Raw genomic sequence first — 19,016 nt, 5'->3', positions numbered from 1 at the left:
GCCGTGGGGCGATCCGGGCCTTCGTCACATGGGGAGCACTCCCCGTCCTCCGGCGCCCGGTGCGGCGCGCGTCAGGCCGCGGCGAACCGGGCGCGCACCACGAGCCCGCCCCCGTCGCGCGGCACGGCGCGCACGGTGCCGTCGTGCGCGGACGCGACCGACCGGACGATGGAGAGCCCGAGCCCGACGCCTCCCCGGACGAAGCCCGCGCTGCGGTCCGCCGCGGCGCCGTCGCGGCCGAGCCGCCGGAAGGGCTCGAACAGCGACTCGACCGCGGAGGACGGGACCACCGGCCCGGAGTTCTCGACCCGCACCTCGACCGCCCCGTCGACGTGGCGCGCGGACACCTCGACGAACCCGCCGGGATCGTTGTAGCGGACGGCGTTGTCGACCAGGTTCTGCACCAGGCGCTCGAGCAGGACCGGGTCGCCGGACGTCGTGGCGCCGCCGTCGTCGGGCACGGTCCGGGCGCCGGACCCGACGCCGCCGTCCGGGACGACCCGCAGCTCGACGCCCGCGTCCCGCGCCGTCGCGGCCGAGGCGCGCCGGACCTGGTCCACGACCTCGGCGAGGTCGACGGGCGAGCGCTCGCCCGGCGCCTGGTCCGCGGCGGCGAGCGTGAGCAGTCCCTCGATGAGCCGCTCGTGCCGCGCGTTCACGGCGAGCAGCGTGTTCCCCAGGTGGCGCGTCGGGGGCGGGACGTCGGGGTCCTGCAGCGCGACCTCGAGCACGGTCCGGTTGATGGTCAGGGGCGTGCGGAGCTCGTGCGACGCGTTCGCGACGAAGCGCCGCTGCCCGTCGAACGAGCGGTCCAGCCGTTCGAGCATCGCGTCGAAGGTGTCCGCGAGGTCCTTCATCTCGTCCGGGGGGCCGTCGAGCGCGATGCGCTCGTGCAGGTTGTTCTCGGCGACGCGGCGGGCCGTGGCGGTCACCCGGTGCAGGGGCGACAGGACCCGCGTGGCCATGACCCACCCGAAGCCCACCGCGAGCACGCCGAGCACCGCGAGCGCGACGACCGACCACAGGAGCACCGAGCCGAGGGTCTCTTCCCGGGCCTCGCGGTTCTGGGTGAGGACGAGGTCGCGGACGTCCTGGAGCGTCTCGGCGTCGGTCGTCTTCACGGCGGCCCACGAGTCGATCGGCGAGTCGAGGATCGTCGCGGTCGGTGCGGCGGTGGCGACCGACGCCGGGACGCCGTCCAGCGGCACGGCCGCGGCGAGCGGCGCCGTCGTCCCGTAGTTGACCTCGTACGCGGCGATGCCGACCGTGTCGAGCGGCTGGCGGTCGATCGCGGCGGCGACCAGGACGTACATGACCGTCACCAGGACGGCCCCGGCGAGCGCGAACGCGCCGCCGTAGACGAGGGTGAGCCGGGCGCGGAGCGTGAGGCGCGCCCTCACGGGACCCGGTACCCGACGCCGGTCACGGTCTCGACGAGCCCGGGGTCGCCCAGCTTCTTGCGCAGCTGCATCATCGTGAACCGCACGACGCCGGTGAACGGGTCGATGTTCTCGTCCCACACCTTCTCCAGGAGCTGCTCGGCGGACACGACCCCGCCGTCGGCGCGGAGCAGCTCCTCCAGCACGCCGAACTCCTTGCGGGCGAGCGGCACGTACCGCCCGTCCCGGAAGACCTCGCGTCGTGACGGGTCGAGCCGCAGCCCGGCCCGCTCCAGGACGGGAGGCACGGCGGGGCGCGCACGCCGCCCGAGCGCGCGGACCCGTGCGAGCAGCTCGACGAACGCGAAGGGCTTCGCGAGGTAGTCGTCCGCGCCCAGGTCGAGCCCGTCGACGCGGTCGCGGACGTCGGCGGCCGCGGTGAGCATGAGGACCCGCGCGTCGAGGCCCGAGGTCACGATCGCCCGGCAGACGTCGTCGCCGTGGACGCCGGGCAGGTCGCGGTCGAGCACGACGACGTCGTAGTCGTGCACGCCCACGCGGTCCATCGCGGCCCGCCCGTCGAGCGCGACGTCGACGGCGATCGCCTCGCGGCGCAGGCCCGTCGCGACGGCGTCCGCGATGAGCTCCTCGTCCTCCACCACCAGTACCCGCATGGCGACGATGGTGGGCCGCACCCCTGTGAGGTCTCTGTGAGGTCCCGCGCTCACGGCTGCCTCACGGCGGTCCGGATGTCCTGGGACGCGTTCCCGAGACACCTCCAGGACAGGAGCCACCCATGACTGCACGCACCCGACGACCGGCCGGAGCGGCACGCGCCCTCCTCGCTCTCGTCCCACTGCTCGCCCTGGCGGCCTGCGGCACCGCCGACGACGGTCCCGGCGTCGCGAGCGTCGACGGCCCGGGCGCCGCCCAGGACGCGGAGACGACCGGCGCCCCGGGTGGCGGTGACGACGCGGCGGCGGACCTCGACGACGACGAGCTCGCGCTCGAGTTCGCCGCGTGCATGCGGGACAACGGCGTCGACATGCCCGACCCGGACACCGAGGGCGGCGGGATGGCCGTCACGCTCGGCGGCGACGGCACCGACCCCGCCGACATCGATGCCGCGTTCGAGGCGTGCAAGGAGTTCCTGCCGAACGGCGGCGAGCCGGTGGAGATGAGCCCCGAGGACCTCGAGGCGATGCGCGCGTACGCGCGGTGCATGCGCGAGCACGGCGTCGACATGCCCGACCCCGACCCCGACGGCGGCGCCGTCGCGATGCCGGCGATGCCCGCGGGCGACGAGGAGTTCCAGGCCGCGATCGAGGCGTGCGACGAGGCGGCGCCGACGTTCGGGGCCGACGAGTGAGGCGGCCGGGCGGGCGGGCGCGGCGCACCGTCGTGGCCGGGAGCGCGACCGCCGTGGCGCTGCTCGCGGCGTCGGCGTTCGCGCTCTGGGGGCCGGGCCGAGGCACCGAGCCGGACGACCCCGGCGCGACGGCCGCGCGCGAGACCGCGACCGTCACGCGCGAGACCCTCGTCGAGCGGACGAGCGAGAAGGGCACGCTCGGCTACGGGGAGAGCGCGGTGCACGGTACCCAGGGCAGCGGGACGGTCACGTGGCTCCCCGACGTGGGCAGCGTCGTCGGGCGGGGCGAGCCGCTCTTCCGCGTCGACGAGCGGCCCGTCGTCCTGCTCGTGGGCGTCCTGCCGATGTACCGCGACCTCGGCCCGGGGGCGCGCGGGGAGGACGTGCGCCAGCTCGAGGCGAACCTCACCGCCCTCGGCTACGGCGGGTTCACGGAGGACGACCGCTTCACGGACCAGACGAGCGCAGCGGTGCGGCAGTGGCAGAAGGACCTGGGGGTCGAGCGGACGGGTCGTGTCGGCCCGGACCTGGTCCTCGTCCAGCCCGGCCCGCTCCGGGTCGCGGAGCACGAGGTGCCGCTCGGCGCGCCCGCCGGGCCGGAGCTCGTGGCCACGACCGGGACGGAGCGGTCCGTCGTGGTGGACCTGGACCTCGACCGGCGGCGGCTCGCGGTCGAGGGGGCCGCGGTGTCGGTGCGTCTGCCCGACGGGACGACGGTGGACGGCACGGTCACCGCCGTCGGGCCGCCGGAGACCAGCGACGACCCGAACGGCGTCCCCGGCGCCGAGACGACGACGGTCCCGGTCACCGTGGTGCTCGCCGACGGCGCCGACGCCGCCGAGGACGGGCCGGTGAAGGTCGAGCTCGTGTCGGCGGAGCGCGCCGACGTGCTGACCGTCCCGGTGGCCGCCCTCCTCGCGCTCGCCGAGGGCGGGTACGGCGTCGAGGTCGTGGACGAGGGCGCGTCGGGACCGGGACGGGTCGTCGCGGTCGGGACGGGCATGTTCGCGGACGGCCGCGTCGAGGTCACGGGCGAGCTGGCCGAGGGCGACACCGTCGTGGTGCCGTCATGACGGACGACTCGCCCGTCGTCACGCTCCACGACGTGTCCCGGACCTATCCCGGCGGGGTCACCGCGCTCCACGACGTCCACCTCGACGTCGCGCGCGGCGAGCTCGCGGCCATCGTCGGTCCGTCGGGGTCGGGCAAGTCGACGATGCTCAACGTCATCGGCACGCTCGACCGCCCGACGTCCGGCCGCGTGCTGGTCGACGGCTTCCTCGTCGCCGACCTCACGGACCGCGAGCTGTCGGCGCTGCGCGCGAGCCGGATCGGCTTCGTGTTCCAGCAGTTCCACCTCGCGGCGGGCGTCCCGGCGCTCGACAACGTCGCCGACGGGCTCCTGTACCGCGGGGTCGGGCGGCGCGAGCGCCGCCGTCGCGCGGGCGAGGCGCTGGAGCGGGTCGGCCTCGCGCACCGGCTCGACCACCGCCCCCACGAGCTGTCGGGCGGGGAGAAGCAGCGCGTCGCCATCGCGCGGGCGGTCGTCGGGGAGCCTCCGCTGCTGCTCGCGGACGAGCCGACCGGTGCGCTCGACACGGCGTCGGGGCGGGGCGTCATGGACGTGCTGCGCGGCCTGCACCGCGAGGGCACGACGGTCCTCGTCATCACGCACGACCGGGAGCTCGCCGCGTCGCTGCCCCGGCAGGTGGTGATGCGCGACGGCGGCGTGGTGGACGACGCCGGACCCGGCGGTCCCGTGCCGCTCGCCGCGGCCACTGCGGGCGCGGAGGAGGCGTGCTGAGGCCGGCGCGGCTGCGGCCCGCGGACCTGCTGCGCGTCGGTGCCACGGGCCTGCGCACACGGCCCCTGCGCGCGGTGCTGTCGGCGCTGGGCATCGCGATCGGGATCGCCGCGATGGTCGCGGTCGTCGGCATCTCCACGTCGTCGCGCGCCGAGCTGGACCGGACCCTGGAGGCGCTGGGCACGAACCTGCTCACCGTCGCCCCCGGTCAGACCTTGTTCGGCGAGGACGCCACGCTGCCCGAGGAGTCGGTCGACATGGTGCGCCGCATCGGGCCGGTGCTCTCCGCGACGTCGGTGGGGCGGCTCGACGCCCACGCGTACCGGAGCGACCTCGTGCCCGAGGGCGAGTCCGGGGGCATCGGCGTGTACGCGGCCGACCTCGACCTCCTCGACACCGTCGGGGGCCGGGTGCGCGACGGCGCCTGGCTGACGGAGGCCACGGGACGGTTCCCGGCCGTCGTCCTGGGCCACAAGACCGCGGAGCGGCTGGGCATCACCGAGCCGCGACCTGACGTCGCGGTGTGGGTCGGCGACCGGTGGTTCACGGTCGTCGGGATCCTCGACCCGGTGCCGCTCGCTCCCGAGATGGACCTCGCCGTCCTCGTCGGGCGCGACGCGGCCGCCACGTACCTCGACTGGGACGGGCGGCCGACGCGCATCTACACCCGGACCCACGAGGCCGCCGTCGAGCAGGTGCGCGCCGTGCTCGGGCAGACCGCCAACCCGGCGGCGCCGAACGAGGTGGACGTCTCGCGCCCGTCGGACGCGCTCGCCGCCCAGGAGGCGACGGACCGCACGTTCACGGGCCTGCTGCTCGGGCTCGGGGCCGTCGCGCTGCTGGTCGGCGGGATCGGCGTCGCGAACACGATGGTGATCTCGGTGCTGGAGCGCCGGGCGGAGATCGGGCTGCGGCGCGCCCTGGGCGCCACGCGGGGGCAGGTCCGGGGCCAGTTCCTCGTCGAGTCGCTCGTGCTCTCGGCGCTCGGCGGAGCGGCGGGCGTCGCGATCGGCTACGCCATCACCGCCGGCTATGCGGGCTCGCAGGGCTGGCCCGTCGCGGTGCCGCTCGTCGTCGCGCTCGGGGGCGTGGGCGCGACGGTCGCGATCGGCGCCGCGGCGGGCCTCTACCCGGCCGTCCGCGCCGCCCGGCTCGCCCCGACGGAGGCGCTCGCGACGCCGTGACGGGGTCCGTCGTGCTCGCCGTCGTCCCCGGGCGGGCGGCGAGCACGACGGCGCGCGGCTCAGGCCCCCAGCGCGTCGAGCATCCGGCCGAGGTTCGCCCGCGCGGTCGCGGCGTAGCCCTCGACCCAGTCGCCCTCGTAGGCGCGGGGCACGACCTCGACCACGAGCAGGCACGCGAGATACGCCCGGTACAGGCTCAGCCGCGTCCAGGCGCCCGGGTCGCCCGACCCGGGCGTGCCGTCGCCCAGGCCCAGCTCCGGGCCAGGCTCCAGGCCGGGAGCTCTGCCGGCCGCGGCGTAGCCCGCGAGGAGGTCGGGGTCGACGGCCCCGGCGCCGAGCTGGTCCGCGCCCGCGAGCTCGAAGAGCGGGTCGCCCCACAGCGACCGCTCCGCGTCGAGCACACCGACGATCGCGAGGTCGTCGGCGTCGTCGGCGCTCCCCGGACCGTCGTCGGCGCGCCCGAGCAGCACGTTCCCGGGCCAGAGGTCCGCGTGCACGAGCCGGGGGACCGTCACCCGGGCGAGCAGGTCGCGGTGGCGCGCGACGGCGTCGTACACGCGGGCCTCGGGGAGCTCCACGCCCCAGCGGCGCGCGTCGTCGAGCACGGCCCCGACCATGCGCGCGAACGCGTCGGGCCAGGTCGCCGCGGCGAGGTCCGACGCGCGGGCGGGGTACCCGAACCGGTCGCCCGTGATCCCGTGCAGGCAGGCCATGAACGACCCGAGGCCCCGGCGCACGACGGCCGTCGCCGCGGCGTCGAGCTCGCGACCGCTCCACAGGGCGCCGTCGAGGAACGTGACGACGAGCGCGTCGCCGTCCACGTGCGCGCGCGTGAGGTCGGCGTGCAGCACGCGCGGGACGGGGAGCCCGGCCGCGTGCGCGGCCCGGTAGGCGGCGTCCTCCGTGGTGAGGATCCCGTGCTCGTAGCGCAGCAGGCGCGACGTGTCCGCCCCGGTGACCTTGACGACGACGCGCGCCGGGACGCCGTCGGGCCCACACCCGTCGGGGCGCGGGGCCAGGTCCACCGCGAACACGCTGGCGAACATCCCGCCGCTCAGGGCCTCGGCCCGCACGGCCTCGCCGAGCGGGGCCACGATCGCGGCGAGCTGGTCGTGGGAGACCGACGTCTTGGTGAGCACCGCGCGAGCCTAGCCGCGCGCGTCGGGCGGGACGAGGGCCGTCCGACCCTTCCGTCGCCGAGACGCGCCGCGCTACGGGCGCGGCACGTTGCGCAGGTTCGCGCGCGCCATCGACACGACCTCGCCCATGCCGCCGCCGAGGATCTCCTTGCTCATCGCGACCGCGAACCCACGCACCTGGCCCGCGGTGATGTTCGGGGGGATCGAGAGCGCGCGCGGGTCCGTGACGACGTCGACGAGCGCGGGACCCGGCCGGTTGAGCGCCTCCTGGAGGGCGCGCCGCAGGTCCTTCGGCTTCTCGACGCGCACTGCCGGGATGCCGATCGCGTTCGCGACCGCGGCGTAGTCGACGTGCGGCGACTCGGTGCCGAACATCGGCAGCCCGTCGACGAGCATCTCGAGGCGCACCATGCCGAGGCTCGCGTTGTCGAACAGGACGACCTTGACCGGCAGGTCGTAGTGCTTGAGGGTGACCAGCTCGCCGAGGAGCATCGAGAGCCCGCCGTCGCCGGCCATCGCGACGACCTGGCGGTCCGGTTGCGAGGCCGCGACGCCGATCGCGTGCGGCAGCGCGTTGGCCATGGACCCGTGGATGAACGACCCGATGACGCGGCGCCTCCCGTTGGGCGTGATGTACCGCGCCGCCCACACGTTGCACATGCCCGTGTCCACGGTGAACACGGCGTCGTCGGAGGCGACCTGGTCGAGCGTGTCGGCGACGAACTCGGGGTGGATGGGCGTCGTGCGCTCGACCTTCTTGGTGTACGCCCCGACGACGCCCGTCATCGCCTTCTCGTGCTTGGACACCATCGAGTCCAGGAACTTGCGCGACCGCGCCTTCTTCACGAGCGGCAGGAGCGCGCGCACGGTCTCGCCGACGTCGCCCACGACGGCGAGGTCGAGTCGCGTGCGGCGGCCGAGGTGCGTCGGGTCGACGTCGACCTGGGCCGTGCGGACCGACTCGGGCAGGAACTGGTCGTACGGGAAGTCGGTGCCGAGCAGGATCAGCAGGTCGCAGTCGTGCATCGCGTCGAACGCGGCGCCGTAGCCGAGCAGGCCGGACATGCCGACGTCGAACGGGTTGTCGTACTGGATGAACTCCTTGCCGCGCAGCGAGTGGCCCACGGGCGCGGCGATCTTGTCCGCGAGCGCGATGACGTCGTCGTGCGCGCCGCGCACGCCCGCGCCGGCGAAGATCGTCACCTTCTTCGCGGCGCCGATCGCGTCGGCGAGCTGCTGGACGGCGCCCGCGTCGGGGACGACGCGCGGGGGTGCGGGCCGGCACGCGACGTCGGGCACGGCGGCCGGGGCGTCGAGGTCCGCGACGTCGCCGGGGAGCGTGAGGACCGAGACGCCGCGCGCGCCGTACGCGTGGTGGATCGCGGAGTTGATGACCCGCGGCGCCTGGTCGGCGCTCGAGATCATCTCGGAGTAGACCGAGCACTCGGTGAACAGGCGGTCGGGGTGGGTCTCCTGGAAGAACCCGGTGCCGATCTGCTTGCTCGGGATGTGGCTCGCGATGGCGAGCACGGGCACGCGCGACCGGTTGGCGTCGTACAGGCCGTTGATGAGGTGCAGGTTGCCCGGCCCGCACGACCCCGCGCAGACCGCGAGGCTGCCCGTGACCTCGGCCTCCGCGGCCGCCGCGAACGCCGCCGCCTCCTCGTGGCGCACGTGGATCCACTCGATGCCCTTGCCCGCGTTCTCGCCCGTGTTGGACCGGTGCACCGCGTCGACCACGGGGTTGAGGCTGTCGCCGACGATGCCGTAGATCCGCCGCACCCCCGCCTCGATGAGCTGCGCGACGAGCAGGTCCGCGACGGTCCGGTTGCGCTTGTCGACGGGGGAGCGACCGATTCCGAACGGCATGACGTACCTCCACGGCTGGGCTGGGGTTCGTCCTCCATCGTGCGCCGGGCCCGCGCGCGCCGCAGCATGAGGCGGCGTCTCGTGCGTCACGGTCGCCGCGCGCCCCGCCCGCCGCCGAACCCGGCTTGTCGCACCCCAAGGTGCCGAACCCGGGGTTGTTCCCGGGTTCGGCACGATCCTGGGGGACAACCCCGGGTTCGGCGGGTGGACCGTGGGGATCTCAGGCCGTGGGCTCGGCGTGCGCCGCGAACGGGGTGCGGCGGCGCGCCACGGCCAGCGCCGCGTCGGCCTGCGCGAGCTCGCCGTGGATCCCCGCGCCCGCCATGACGCCGGCCGCGGCCGACGCGCCGACCTGGGCCATGAGGTCGCTCGAGTTGCCGGCCGCCCACACGCCGGGGACGGCCGTCATGCCCCGCGGGTCGGCGGGCACGAACCGGCCGGCCGGGTGGTCCTCGAGCGCCCCGCCGAGCTGTTCGAACAGCTCGCCGCGCGCGACGAACCGCGGCCCGACGACGACCGCGTCGACCGCGAACGACGTCCCGTCCGCGAGGACGACCGACCGCACCGAACGGCCGTCGACGTCGAGCCGCGCGACCTCGCCCTCGACCACGCGCACGCCGAGCGCCGAGAGCTGCTCCCACGTGGCGTCGTCGGGCTCGGGCGCGGTGTGCTGGAAGAGCGTGACGTGCGGCGTGAGCTGGCGGAACAGCAGCACCTGGTGCGCCGCGGCAGGGCCTGTCGCGAGGACCGCGATCCGCTGCCCGCGCACCTCCCAGCCGTGGCAGAACGGGCAGTGCAGCACGCTCGACCCCCAGCCCTCCCGCACGCCGGGGACGTCGGGGAGCTCGTCGACGAGACCGGTCGCGAGCAGGACGCGGCGCGCGCGGACGGTCGCGCCGTCGTCGAGCGTGAGCGTGAAGCCGGACTCGGCGTCGCCGGCGGCGTGCACTACGCGCGCGTCGCGCACCTCGGCGCCGTAGCCCTCGGCCTCGGCGCGCCCTGCGGCGAGCAGCTCGCGCGGGGGGACGCCCTCGCGCCCGAGCAGGTTGTGCGCGCCCTCCGCGGGCGCGTTGCGCGGCTCTCCGGCGTCGAGCACGACGACGGAGCGCAGCGACCGCGCGAGCGTCACCGCGGCGCTCAGCCCGGCGGGCCCGCCGCCGACGATCGCGACGTCGTGGACGGTGTCCGGGGTGGTGGTGTCCATGTCTCTCCTCAGCAGGGGGAAGGGGCGCACTCAGCGGGGGCGGCGGGCGGCCCAGACGATGCGGCCGCCGCGGGCGCCGACGGTGTGCTCGGGCGGGTCGTCCGTGGCGGTGAGGACCGCGTCGAGCGCGGCGAGGTCGGCGGGGTCGAGGTGGTCGGCGAGGTGCTCGCGCTGGCGCGCGGCGGTCGCGTGCGCCCAGCGGGACGCGTCCGGTCCCGGCGGCACGACGGCGGTCGGCTCGCGCCGGTCGACGACCTCGAGCCCGGCGTCGGTGAGGTAGGGCGTCCAGTCGGGGTAGCGGTTCCAGCCGGCCTGCGCCACGGCGCTCTCGAGGTGCGCGGTGAGGTCGGCGTGCGCGGCGTCGTCGGGCAGGACGGGCGACGTCGCCGTCATCTCGACGACGACGAGCAGACCCCCGGGCGCGAGCGCGTCGTGGGCGTCGCGCAGGACCCGGGCCGGGTCGGCGACGTGGTGCAGCGACGCGGACGCCCAGACGACGTCGGCGGTGCCGCCGACATCGGGCCACCCGGCGTCGAGGTCGGCCTCGACGGTGCGCACGCGTGCCTCGAGCCCGGTGCCGGCGAGCCCGCCGCGCAGCCGTCCGAGCATCGCGGGGTCCGCGTCCACGGAGACGACCTCCGCGTCGGGGAACGCGCGGGCGAGGGCGCGCGTCCCGGTGCCGGTCCCGGCGCCCAGGTCGACGACGACCCGCGTCGGCGTCGGTGCGTGCTCGGCCGCGACCGCGACGGCCTGGTCGAGGAGCCCGCCGAACACGGACGCGTCGAGCTCGAGCAGCTCAGCCATCCCGTCGGCGTCGTGCCCGTGGCTCGCGGTATGCCCGTGCCCCGCGGCATGCCCGTGCCCCGCGGCATGCCCGTGCCCGGCGTCGTGGCCGTGCGCCGCGGCATGGCGCCGGTCGTGGTCGTGTCGGTGCGCGCCGTGGTGTGCGGGGGAGGTCATGCCTCCACGGTAGGACGGTTCTGCGCGTAAGACATAGGATCTTGCCCATGACGCAAGAAGTCGACCTCGACGCCGTCGTCCGCCAGCGCATCCGGGGGCTGCGCCTCGCGCGCGGCTGGACGCTCGACGCGCTCGCGGCGCGATGCTTCCTCAGCCCGTCGACGCTCAGCCGGATCGAGACCGGGCACCGGCGCATCGCGCTCGACCAGCTCGTGCCGATCGCCCGCGCGCTCGGGACGACGCTCGACCAGCTCGTCGAGCCGGTCGACGACGAGGACGTCGTCATCCGGCCCGAGCCGCAGCGCCGACCGGGGGAGACGACGTGGCTGCTGTCTCGCGACCGCCCGGGGACGATGGTGGCGAAGATGCGCCTGACGCCCGAGCGCGCCGTGGGCCCCGAGCACCAGCGCGTCCACCCGGGGCACGAGTGGTTCACGGTCCTGTCGGGGACGGCCGTCGTCTACCTCGCCGACCGGCGGATCCTCGTGCAGGAGGGCCAGGCCGCCGAGTTCTCGACGATGGTGCCGCACTCGTTCGGCGCGCACGACGGCCCGGTCGAGATCCTCACGATCTTCGACCAGGAGGGCGAGCGCGCCCACCTCTCGGGCACCGACCCGACCTGACGGCCACGCCGTCGAACCCGGGGTCGCTCCTCAGCCACGACCCCGCGTGGGGAGCGCCCCAGGGTTCGGCGGGTCAGTGCGCCGGTGCGACGTCCTCGCGGTCGGCGCTGCGGCGCAGCGACCGGAGGGCAGCGAGCACGAGCACGACGGCGAGCGCCGCCGCCGCGACGACGACCTCGAACCCGGCGTGCGCGCCGGCCGCGTCGATGCGCGACCCGGCGACGGACGACCCGATCGACACCCCGACGCCGAGCGACGTCCCGACCCAGGCGAGGCCCTCGGTGAGCTGGTTCGGCGCGACGAGGTTCTGGACGAGGTTGTTGCCGTTGATGAGCGTCGGTGCGATGGCGAAGCCGGTCACGAACATCACCGCAGCGAGCACGGGCAGCGAGGTGACGAAGAAGAACAGCGAGACGCCCGCGGCGAGCGCGACGATCCCGATGACGAACCGGCGCCACAGCGGTGACACCCAGTGCCGCGCGCCGTACACGAGGCCGGAGATGAGCGAGCCCAGCGCGAACACCGCGAGGATCATGCCCGCGGCGCCCTTCTGCCCGTGCTCCTCGGCGAACGCGATGGTCGACACGTCGGTCGCGCCGAACACGATGCCCATCGCCACGAAGATCACGGCGAGCACGATCATGCCGGTGGACCGCATGGCCGAGCGCTGCTTCACCCCCGGCTCGGGCACCACGACGGGCGGTTCCGTCGCGCGCTGGGACAGGAACCACAGCCCGCCGACGACCGCCGCGACGAGCGGGACGAGCAGCCCCGCGGAGGGCGAGACGCTCGTGGCGAGGATCGTCGCGAGCACCGGCCCGACGACGAACACGAGCTCGTCGAGCGCCGACTCGAGCGAGTAGGCGGTGTGCAGGCGCCGCGCGTCGGGCACGGTGTGCGTCCACCGGGCGCGGACCATCGACCCGTACGAGCCCTGCGTCGCCCCCGCGACCGCCGCGAACACGTACAGCGTCCACTCCGGAGCCCGCAGCACCGCGCACAGGATGAGCCCGCTGAGACCGATGGCGGACGCGGCCAGCATCGGCAGCATGACGACGCGCTGCCCGGTCCGGTCCACGAGCCGCGCGATCTGCGGCGACACGACCGCCTGCGCGATGATGAGCGCCGCCGCCACGCGCCCGGCGAGGGCGTACTCCCCGTAGATGCCCTGGATCATGAGGATCGTGCCGATGCCGACCATCGACATCGGCAGGCGCGCCACGAGCGCCGCGGCGGAGAACCGCCACGCGCCGGGCAGCGTGAGCACGGCTCGGTAGGGGTTCCGGGACGTCCTGCCCGCCTCCGCGGAGGTGTCCGACGTCGTCTCGTCGGTCGTCAGGTCGTCCCGCCGGTGCTCGGGGTTCTCGGGGTCGTCAGCGCGCGACGGGGAATCCTGGACCACCGTCCCAGTGTCGCACCCGGAAGCCGCCCACCCGGTAGCGAATTCGCGTCCCGGGGCGAGACGTGACCACCGTCTCCCGCCGGTTGTCCGACGGCCGTCCGGCGGCGACGATGGGCGCCATGACCGACAGCCCCGCACCGCGCACCACGACCGTCTCCGTCACCGACGAGGGCGACCGCTTCGAGGCCCGCACCGACGACGGCGTCGTCGCCGGGTTCGCCGCGTACGTCCGCGAGCCCGGGACGGTGATCTTCACCCACACCGAGGTCGACCCCGCGTTCGAGGGCCAGGGCGTCGGTTCCGCGCTCGCCGTCGGCGCGCTCGACCAGGTCCGCGCGTCCGGGGAGCGCGTCGTGCCGCTGTGCCCGTTCATCCGCGCCTACATCCAGCGCCACCCCGAGTACGAGGACCTCACCCGTCGGTGAGACGACGGAGCGCCCCGGTCCCGAGGGACCAGGGCGCTCGCGCGCGTGAGCGAACCGCGAGGGTTCGCGAGGGATCAGGAGATGGTGCCCGTGCCCTCGCCCTCCATGCGCTCGTCGTGCAGCAGCTCGCCCTCGGCGTCGACCGGGACGATCGTGCCGTCGAACGTGATGGGCGAGCCCGACTGGTAGCGGAAGTTCGTCGCGTAGGAGTAGGACTGGCCGGTGCCGAACGTGTAGACCGTCGGCTCGCGGTACGCGCCCGGCGCCATGCCGTCGTCGTTCACGCCCTGCGCCTCGTACAGCGAGTCGTCGACGATGGTGTCCATGCCCTGCATGTAGGGCCAGTCGTCGTAGCGCTCGTCGATGCTCACGAGGCTGGAGCCGAGGTCGATCGGCGCGCCCTCGTTCGTGATGACGTAGTTGACGAAGACGATGTCGTCGCCCTCGGCGATGATCGGCAGGTTGTTCTCCGGGTCGACGAACAGGCCGTCCTTCGTCGCCTGCGTGACGCCCACCTGGTAGACGTCGACGCGGACGTCGCCGATGGTGAAGGTCGAGATCTGCTCGCCCGGGTTCGTGACGGGGTTCGCCCAGTCGGGCAGCTCGCCGCTCGCGCCGGTCTCCTCAGCCGCGGTGTCGTCGACCTCCTCCGCGTCGTCGACCGGCGCGGTCTCCTCGGTGGACGTCTCCTCCGGCGTCGGCGTCTCGGACGAGCCGCCGCCGACGTTGATGGTGCACGCGGTGAGACCGAGCGCGAGCGCGGCGGCGACGGTCAGGCGTGCGGCGGAACGGACGGGACGCATGGTGAGCTCCGGGTGTTCGGGGAGAGGTGCCGGACGGACCTTACCCACAGACCAGCGCCCGGTTCGATGGGGAGCGGTGCCCATGAGACGGCGTCGACGTCCGGGACCTTCGCCTGTTGCGCCCCGGCGGGAGCGCGAGGACCCTTCCCCTATGCCTCGGCACTCTCTCGCCCAGACCACTCCCGCGTGCGCGGACCTGCGCGTTCGCCCTGCGACGCCCGCGCCGTGGGGGTGCGTGTGACCGCCCTGCGCGTCGAGCGCGCCGACGTCGTCGTCGTGGGCGGCGGTGGCGCAGGTCTCAGTGCGGCGCTCGCGGTCGCGGAGGCCGCGGCCCGGGACGACCGCCGCGCGCCCGTCGTCGCGCTCGTCTCGAAGGTGTACCCGATGCGGTCGCACACCGTCGCCGCGGAGGGCGGGGCCGCAGGCGTCGTGGGCGACGACGACTCGCTGGAGCAGCACGTCGCCGACACCCTCGCGGGGGGTGCGGGGCTGTGCGAGGACGACGCGGTCCGGTTCGTCGTCGAGCGCGCGGCGGGCGAGCTGTACCGCCTGGAGCGCTGGGGCCTGCCGTGGTCGCGCACGGACGACGGCGACGTGGCCGTCCGCCGGTTCGGGGGCATGAGCCGCGCGCGCACCTGGTTCGCCGCGGACAAGACCGGCTTCCACCTGCTCCACACGCTGTTCCAGACGTCGCTGCGGTACTCGGGCCCGGACGGCCCCGTCCGCCGGTACGACGAGCACCACGTGCTCGACCTGCTGGTCGACGACCCGGGCGGGCCGGACGCACGGGTGCGCGGCGTCGTCGTGCACGACCAGCACCGCGGCGAGCCGCTGCTGATCGAGGCGCCCGCGGTGGTCCTCGCGACGGGCGGCTCGGCGCGCGCGTGGGGGACCAGCACGAACGCGGGCATCTGCACGGGCGACGGGACCGCGATGGCGCTGCGCGCGGGCGTGCCGCTGCGGGACATGGAGTTCCTCCAGTTCCACCCGACCGGCCTGCCGGGCAGCGGCATCCTGCTCACGGAGGCCGCCCGCGGCGAGGGTGGCGTGCTGCTCGACGCCGAGGGGCGCCGCTACCTCGCCGACTACGGCCTGGGTCCGGAGACGCCCGTCGGGTCGCCCGTGCCGCGCACCATGGAGCTGGGGCCGCGCGACCGGCTGTCCCAGGCGTTCTGGCACTCCGACCGCGACGGGCGCACGATCCCCACGCCCGACGGCGGCGTCGTGCTCCTCGACCTGCGGCACCTCGGCAAGGAACGGCTGGCGGAACGGCTGCCGCTCGTGTCGAGCCTCGCGAAGCAGTTCGCGGGCGTCGACCCGGCCGCCGAGCCCGTGCCCGTCCGCCCGACGGCGCACTACACGATGGGCGGCATCCGCACCGACGCGCGCGGCGCGACGGGCGTCGCCGGGCTGTTCGCCGCGGGGGAGTGCGCGTCCACCGGCCTGCACGGCGCCAACCGGCTCGGGTCCAACTCGCTCGTCGAGACCCTCGTCGTCGGGCGCGCGGCGGGCGAGGCCGCGCTCGCGTGGGCGCGCACGGCCGGGCACCCCGGGGCCGACGGCGGCGCGGCGGGCGCGGGGGCCGGCGTCGGTCCCGCCTCGGCGGAGGGCGCGGTCGTCGACCGCGCCGCCGAGATCGCGGACGGCTACCTCGCGATGCGCGGCAGCGGCACCGAGCCGCCCGCCACGATCCGGGCCGAGCTCGGGCGCGTGCTCGACGCCGACGCCGGGATCTACCGCGACGCCGACGGGCTGCGGCGGGCGCTCGCGGCGGTGGAGGACCTGCGCGCGCGGTACGCCGACGTGCGCGTCGCGGACACGAGCGCCGTGCTCAACACCGACTGGGCGACGACCGTCGAGCTCGGCGCGACCCTGCTCGTCGCCCACGCGACCGTCACCGCCGCGCTCGCGCGCGAGGAGTCCCGCGGCGCGCACCAGCGCCTCGACTTCCCGGGCGCCGACGACGTGCCGCACCACTCGGAGGTCTGGCTGGATGCGGGCGGCATGATCGAGGTGGCGCACGTCCCGGTGGGCGCCGGGGCCCCCGCCGAGCACGAGGTTGGCGTCGGAAAGGGCTCGATCACGACAGCAGAGTCGTTCTCGACGGGGAGGAGTGAGGACGCATGAGCGACCTCGGACCGAGCGAGGCCGGCCGGACCGTGCGGCTGGAGGTCGCGCGAACGTCGCCCGACGCGGCGGACACCGGGCGGCGGGACGTGTTCGACGTCCCCTACGACGACCGCACCTCCGTGCTCGACGCGCTGCAATGGGTCAAGGACCACGCCGACCCCACGCTGACGTTCCGGTGGTCGTGCAAGATGGCCGTCTGCGGGAGCTGCGGCGTCATGGTCAACGGGCGCCCGGTGCTCGGGTGCGAGACGTTCGTGCGCGGCTACCGCACGTCCGGCCTGGTCGTCGAGCCGCTCGCGCACGCCGAGGTGCTGCGCGACCTCGTCGTCGACACCGACACGTTCCTCGGCAAGCTCGCCGCCGTGCAGCCCTGGCTCGTGCCCGACGGCGCCACGCGCCTCCCGCTCGTCGACGCGCCCGCGCCCGTGGCCGGGCCGGGCGACGAGGACGCCGCGGACCTGCCGACAGCGGACGGGGACGACGCGCTGCGGGCGCACGGACCGGCGTCGGGCCACCGGCAGACGCCGGGCGAGCTCGCCGCGTTCAAAGGCTTCGCCGAGTGCATCGACTGCATGCTCTGCTACGCCGCGTGCCCGCAGCTCGACGTCGCGCCGGACTTCCTCGGCCCGGCCGTCGTCGCGACGGCGCGCCGCTGGGACGAGGACTCGCGCGACGCGGGCGAGCTCGACCGCGCCGACGTCCTCGACACCGAGTTCGGGGCCTGGCCGTGCATCCAGGTCGGCGCGTGCACCCAGGTCTGCCCCAAGGGCGTCGACCCGGCCCGCGCGCTCCGCGACGCGCAGCGCGTCGCGACGGACACGTGGGACGCGCGCGAGCGCCGTCGCACGACGTAGCGCTCGCGAGGTAGAGCCCCAGTCCCGCGAGGTAGAGCCCTGGTCCCGCGAGGTAGAGCCCTGGTCCCGCGAGGTAGAGGCGTGGTCGTGACCACGCCTCTACCTCGGCGGGGTCGTCAGCTCCCGAGGGCGGCGGAGACGACGTCCTTGGCCTCGGCCTGGACCTGGGTCAGGTGCTCCGCGGAGACGAACGACTCGGCGTAGATCTTGTAGACGTTCTCCGTGCCCGACGGCCGGGCCGCGAACCACGCGTTCTCCGTCGTGACCTTGAGCCCGCCGATCGGGGCGTCGTTGCCGGGCGCGTTGGTGAGCTTCGCGGTGATCGGCTCGCCCGCGAGCTCGGTCGCGGTGACCTGCTCGGGCGAGAGCTTGCCGAGCGTCGCCTTCTCCTCGAGCGTGGCGGGCGCGTCGACGCGCGCGTACCAGGACTCGCCGTAGCGCTCGACGAGGTCGCGGTGGTGCTCGGACGGCGTGCGGCCGGTCGTCGCGATGATCTCGGACGCGAGCAGTGCGAGGAGCAGGCCGTCCTTGTCGGTCGACCAGACGCGGCCGTCCTTGCGCAGGAACGACGCCCCGGCGGACTCCTCGCCACCGAACCCGACGGTCCCGTCGAGCAGGCCGGGCACGAACCACTTGAACCCGACCGGGACCTCGACGAGGCGCCGCCCGAGCCCGCCCGCGACCCGGTCGATGAGCGCGGACGACACGAGCGTCTTGCCGATCGCCGCGTCGTCGCGCCACCCCTCCCGCGCGCCCCCGTAGAGGTACTGGATCGCGACGGCGAGGTAGTGGTTGGGGTTCATGAGCCCGGCGTCGGGCGTGACGATCCCGTGGCGGTCGGAGTCGGCGTCGTTCCCGGTCGCGACGTCGAACGGCGCACCGCCCTCGGCGTCGCCGGAGTCTCCCGTCATCCCCGCGACGAGCGACGCCATGGCGTACGGCGACGAGCAGTCCATGCGGATCTTGCCGTCCCAGTCGAGCGTCATGAACGCCCACCGCGGGTCGACCTGCGGGTTGACGACCGTGAGGTCGAGCCCGTACCGCTCGCCGATCTCGCCCCAGTACTCGACCGACGCGCCGCCCAGCGGGTCGGCGCCGATGCGCACGCCCGACTCGCGGATCGCCTCGAGGTCGAGGACGTTCACGAGGTCGTCGACGTACGTGGTGAGGAAGTCGTGCTTGTGCACGTGCTCGGAGGTGAGCGCCTGGGTGAGCGGCACGCGGCGCACGCTCGCGACGCCGTCGCGGAGGATCTCGTTGGCGCGGTCCGCGATCCAGCCGGTCGCCTCGGACCCGGCGGGACCGCCGTGCGGCGGGTTGTACTTGAAGCCGCCGTCGCGCGGGGGGTTGTGCGACGGCGTCACGACGATCCCGTCCGCGAGGCCGGGGCCCGTCGTGCGGACGCCGTCGACCGTCGTCGCCTCGTTGTGCAGGAGGATCGACTGCGAGACGGCGGGCGTCGGGGTGAACGAGTCGCGCGCGTCGACGTACGTCTGCACGCCCGCGGCGACGAGCACCTCGAGCGCGGTCTGCCACGCGGGCAGCGACAGGGCGTGCGTGTCGCGGCCGATGAACAGCGGGCCGTCGGTGCCCTGCGAGCGCCGGTACTCGACGATCGCCGCGGTGATGGCGACGATGTGCGCCTCGTTGAACGCGTGGTCGAGGCTCGACCCGCGGTGGCCCGACGTGCCGAACACGACCTTCTGCGCCGGGTCGTCCACGTCGGGGACGAGGTCGTAGTAGGCGCCGACCACGGCGTCGACGTCGATGAGGTCGCTGGGCTGGGCGGGCGTGCCGGCGCGGGGATCCATGGGTCGATCCTGCCAGGGGTGACGTCTGCGCGTCAGCCGGTACCGCCGTCCGGTCGGGTT

The 19,016-nt window shown here is 75.1% G+C and carries 17 protein-coding genes; 8 read left to right on the top strand and 9 right to left on the bottom strand.

What is annotated here, in order from left to right; all coding sequences use genetic code 11:
* Window positions 1–71 precede the first annotated feature (71 nt).
* Both NF338_RS04515 and NF338_RS04510 read right to left on the bottom strand, forming a co-directional pair.
* Window positions 72–1,400, bottom strand: a complete 1,329-nt coding sequence (locus NF338_RS04515; protein WP_264029682.1) for an ATP-binding protein — start codon at window positions 1,398–1,400, stop codon at window positions 72–74.
* Window positions 1,397–2,053, bottom strand: coding sequence for a response regulator transcription factor (locus NF338_RS04510; protein WP_264029681.1), 657 nt, complete (start codon window positions 2,051–2,053; stop codon window positions 1,397–1,399). Before NF338_RS04510 ends, NF338_RS04515 begins: the two co-directional genes overlap by 4 nt.
* A gap of 122 nt (window positions 2,054–2,175) precedes the next feature.
* Here NF338_RS04510 and NF338_RS04505 point away from each other — a divergent pair, with 122 nt between their 5' ends.
* Genes NF338_RS04505 through NF338_RS04490 form a run of 4 tightly spaced genes read left to right on the top strand, consistent with a single transcriptional unit; the run spans window position 2,176 to window position 5,736 of the window.
* Window positions 2,176–2,748 carry a hypothetical protein gene (locus NF338_RS04505; protein WP_264029680.1) on the top strand — a complete coding sequence of 191 codons (573 nt, stop codon included), beginning with the start codon at window positions 2,176–2,178 and terminating at the stop codon, window positions 2,746–2,748.
* A 32-nt stretch (window positions 2,749–2,780) separates the two neighbouring features.
* Complete coding sequence (locus tag NF338_RS04500) at window positions 2,781–3,821, top strand: peptidoglycan-binding protein (RefSeq protein WP_264029679.1); 1,041 nt, start codon at window positions 2,781–2,783, stop codon at window positions 3,819–3,821.
* Window positions 3,818–4,552 carry an ABC transporter ATP-binding protein gene (locus NF338_RS04495; RefSeq protein WP_264029678.1) on the top strand — a complete coding sequence of 245 codons (735 nt, stop codon included), beginning with the start codon at window positions 3,818–3,820 and terminating at the stop codon, window positions 4,550–4,552. The genes NF338_RS04500 and NF338_RS04495 overlap by 4 nt, the downstream gene beginning before the upstream one ends.
* A complete protein-coding gene (locus NF338_RS04490; RefSeq protein WP_264029677.1) occupies window positions 4,546–5,736 on the top strand; it encodes an ABC transporter permease in 1,191 nt (396 codons plus the stop codon). Before NF338_RS04495 ends, NF338_RS04490 begins: the two co-directional genes overlap by 7 nt.
* A gap of 59 nt (window positions 5,737–5,795) precedes the next feature.
* On the opposite strand, the gene NF338_RS04485 is transcribed toward NF338_RS04490, so the two are convergent.
* The 4 genes from NF338_RS04485 to NF338_RS04470 all read right to left on the bottom strand — a co-directional run bounded on the left by NF338_RS04485 (window position 5,796) and on the right by NF338_RS04470 (window position 10,908).
* Window positions 5,796–6,875, bottom strand: a complete 1,080-nt coding sequence (locus NF338_RS04485) for a phosphotransferase family protein (protein WP_264029676.1) — start codon at window positions 6,873–6,875, stop codon at window positions 5,796–5,798.
* A 72-nt stretch (window positions 6,876–6,947) separates the two neighbouring features.
* Window positions 6,948–8,744 carry a pyruvate dehydrogenase gene (locus NF338_RS04480; RefSeq protein WP_264029675.1) on the bottom strand — a complete coding sequence of 599 codons (1,797 nt, stop codon included), beginning with the start codon at window positions 8,742–8,744 and terminating at the stop codon, window positions 6,948–6,950.
* 220 nt (window positions 8,745–8,964) lie between these two features.
* The gene (locus tag NF338_RS04475) at window positions 8,965–9,948 is read right to left on the bottom strand and encodes an NAD(P)/FAD-dependent oxidoreductase (protein ID WP_264029674.1); all 984 of its coding nucleotides are present in this window, start codon (window positions 9,946–9,948) and stop codon (window positions 8,965–8,967) included.
* Window positions 9,949–9,978: 30 nt separating this feature from the next.
* A complete protein-coding gene (locus NF338_RS04470; protein ID WP_264029673.1) occupies window positions 9,979–10,908 on the bottom strand; it encodes a class I SAM-dependent methyltransferase in 930 nt (309 codons plus the stop codon).
* Window positions 10,909–10,955: 47 nt separating this feature from the next.
* Between NF338_RS04470 and NF338_RS04465 the strand changes: the two genes are divergently transcribed.
* Window positions 10,956–11,531 carry a helix-turn-helix domain-containing protein gene (locus tag NF338_RS04465; RefSeq protein ID WP_264029672.1) on the top strand — a complete coding sequence of 192 codons (576 nt, stop codon included), beginning with the start codon at window positions 10,956–10,958 and terminating at the stop codon, window positions 11,529–11,531.
* 73 nt (window positions 11,532–11,604) lie between these two features.
* Here the strand turns inward: NF338_RS04465 and NF338_RS04460 are convergent, their stop codons facing one another.
* The gene (locus NF338_RS04460) at window positions 11,605–12,870 is read right to left on the bottom strand and encodes an MFS transporter (protein WP_264029801.1); all 1,266 of its coding nucleotides are present in this window, start codon (window positions 12,868–12,870) and stop codon (window positions 11,605–11,607) included.
* 182 nt (window positions 12,871–13,052) lie between these two features.
* On the opposite strand from NF338_RS04460, the gene NF338_RS04455 reads away from it, so the two are divergent.
* Window positions 13,053–13,358: a GNAT family N-acetyltransferase gene (locus NF338_RS04455; protein ID WP_264029671.1), complete on the top strand. Its 306-nt coding sequence runs from the start codon at window positions 13,053–13,055 to the stop codon at window positions 13,356–13,358.
* Window positions 13,359–13,432: 74 nt separating this feature from the next.
* Here NF338_RS04455 and NF338_RS04450 read toward each other — a convergent pair whose 3' ends face one another.
* Window positions 13,433–14,161 carry a hypothetical protein gene (locus tag NF338_RS04450; RefSeq protein ID WP_264029670.1) on the bottom strand — a complete coding sequence of 243 codons (729 nt, stop codon included), beginning with the start codon at window positions 14,159–14,161 and terminating at the stop codon, window positions 13,433–13,435.
* Between the two features lie 237 nt (window positions 14,162–14,398).
* Between NF338_RS04450 and NF338_RS04445 the strand changes: the two genes are divergently transcribed.
* Both NF338_RS04445 and NF338_RS04440 read left to right on the top strand, forming a co-directional pair.
* Window positions 14,399–16,288 carry an FAD-binding protein gene (locus tag NF338_RS04445; RefSeq protein ID WP_264029669.1) on the top strand — a complete coding sequence of 630 codons (1,890 nt, stop codon included), beginning with the start codon at window positions 14,399–14,401 and terminating at the stop codon, window positions 16,286–16,288.
* Entirely contained in the window at window positions 16,285–17,145 is an 861-nt protein-coding gene (locus NF338_RS04440) for a 2Fe-2S iron-sulfur cluster-binding protein (protein WP_264029668.1), read from the top strand. The genes NF338_RS04445 and NF338_RS04440 overlap by 4 nt, the downstream gene beginning before the upstream one ends.
* A gap of 116 nt (window positions 17,146–17,261) precedes the next feature.
* Here the strand turns inward: NF338_RS04440 and pgm are convergent, their stop codons facing one another.
* Complete coding sequence (gene pgm / locus NF338_RS04435; RefSeq protein ID WP_264029667.1) at window positions 17,262–18,956, bottom strand: phosphoglucomutase (alpha-D-glucose-1,6-bisphosphate-dependent); 1,695 nt, start codon at window positions 18,954–18,956, stop codon at window positions 17,262–17,264.
* Window positions 18,957–19,016: the final 60 nt, after the last annotated feature.

Origin of the sequence: Cellulosimicrobium sp. SH8 (genome assembly GCF_025818875.1) — a bacterium.
In the GTDB taxonomy this organism is placed as follows: domain Bacteria; phylum Actinomycetota; class Actinomycetes; order Actinomycetales; family Cellulomonadaceae; genus Cellulosimicrobium; species Cellulosimicrobium cellulans_D.
Note: the sequence above shows the minus strand (reverse complement) of the source record. Positions and strands in the feature narration are given on the sequence as shown.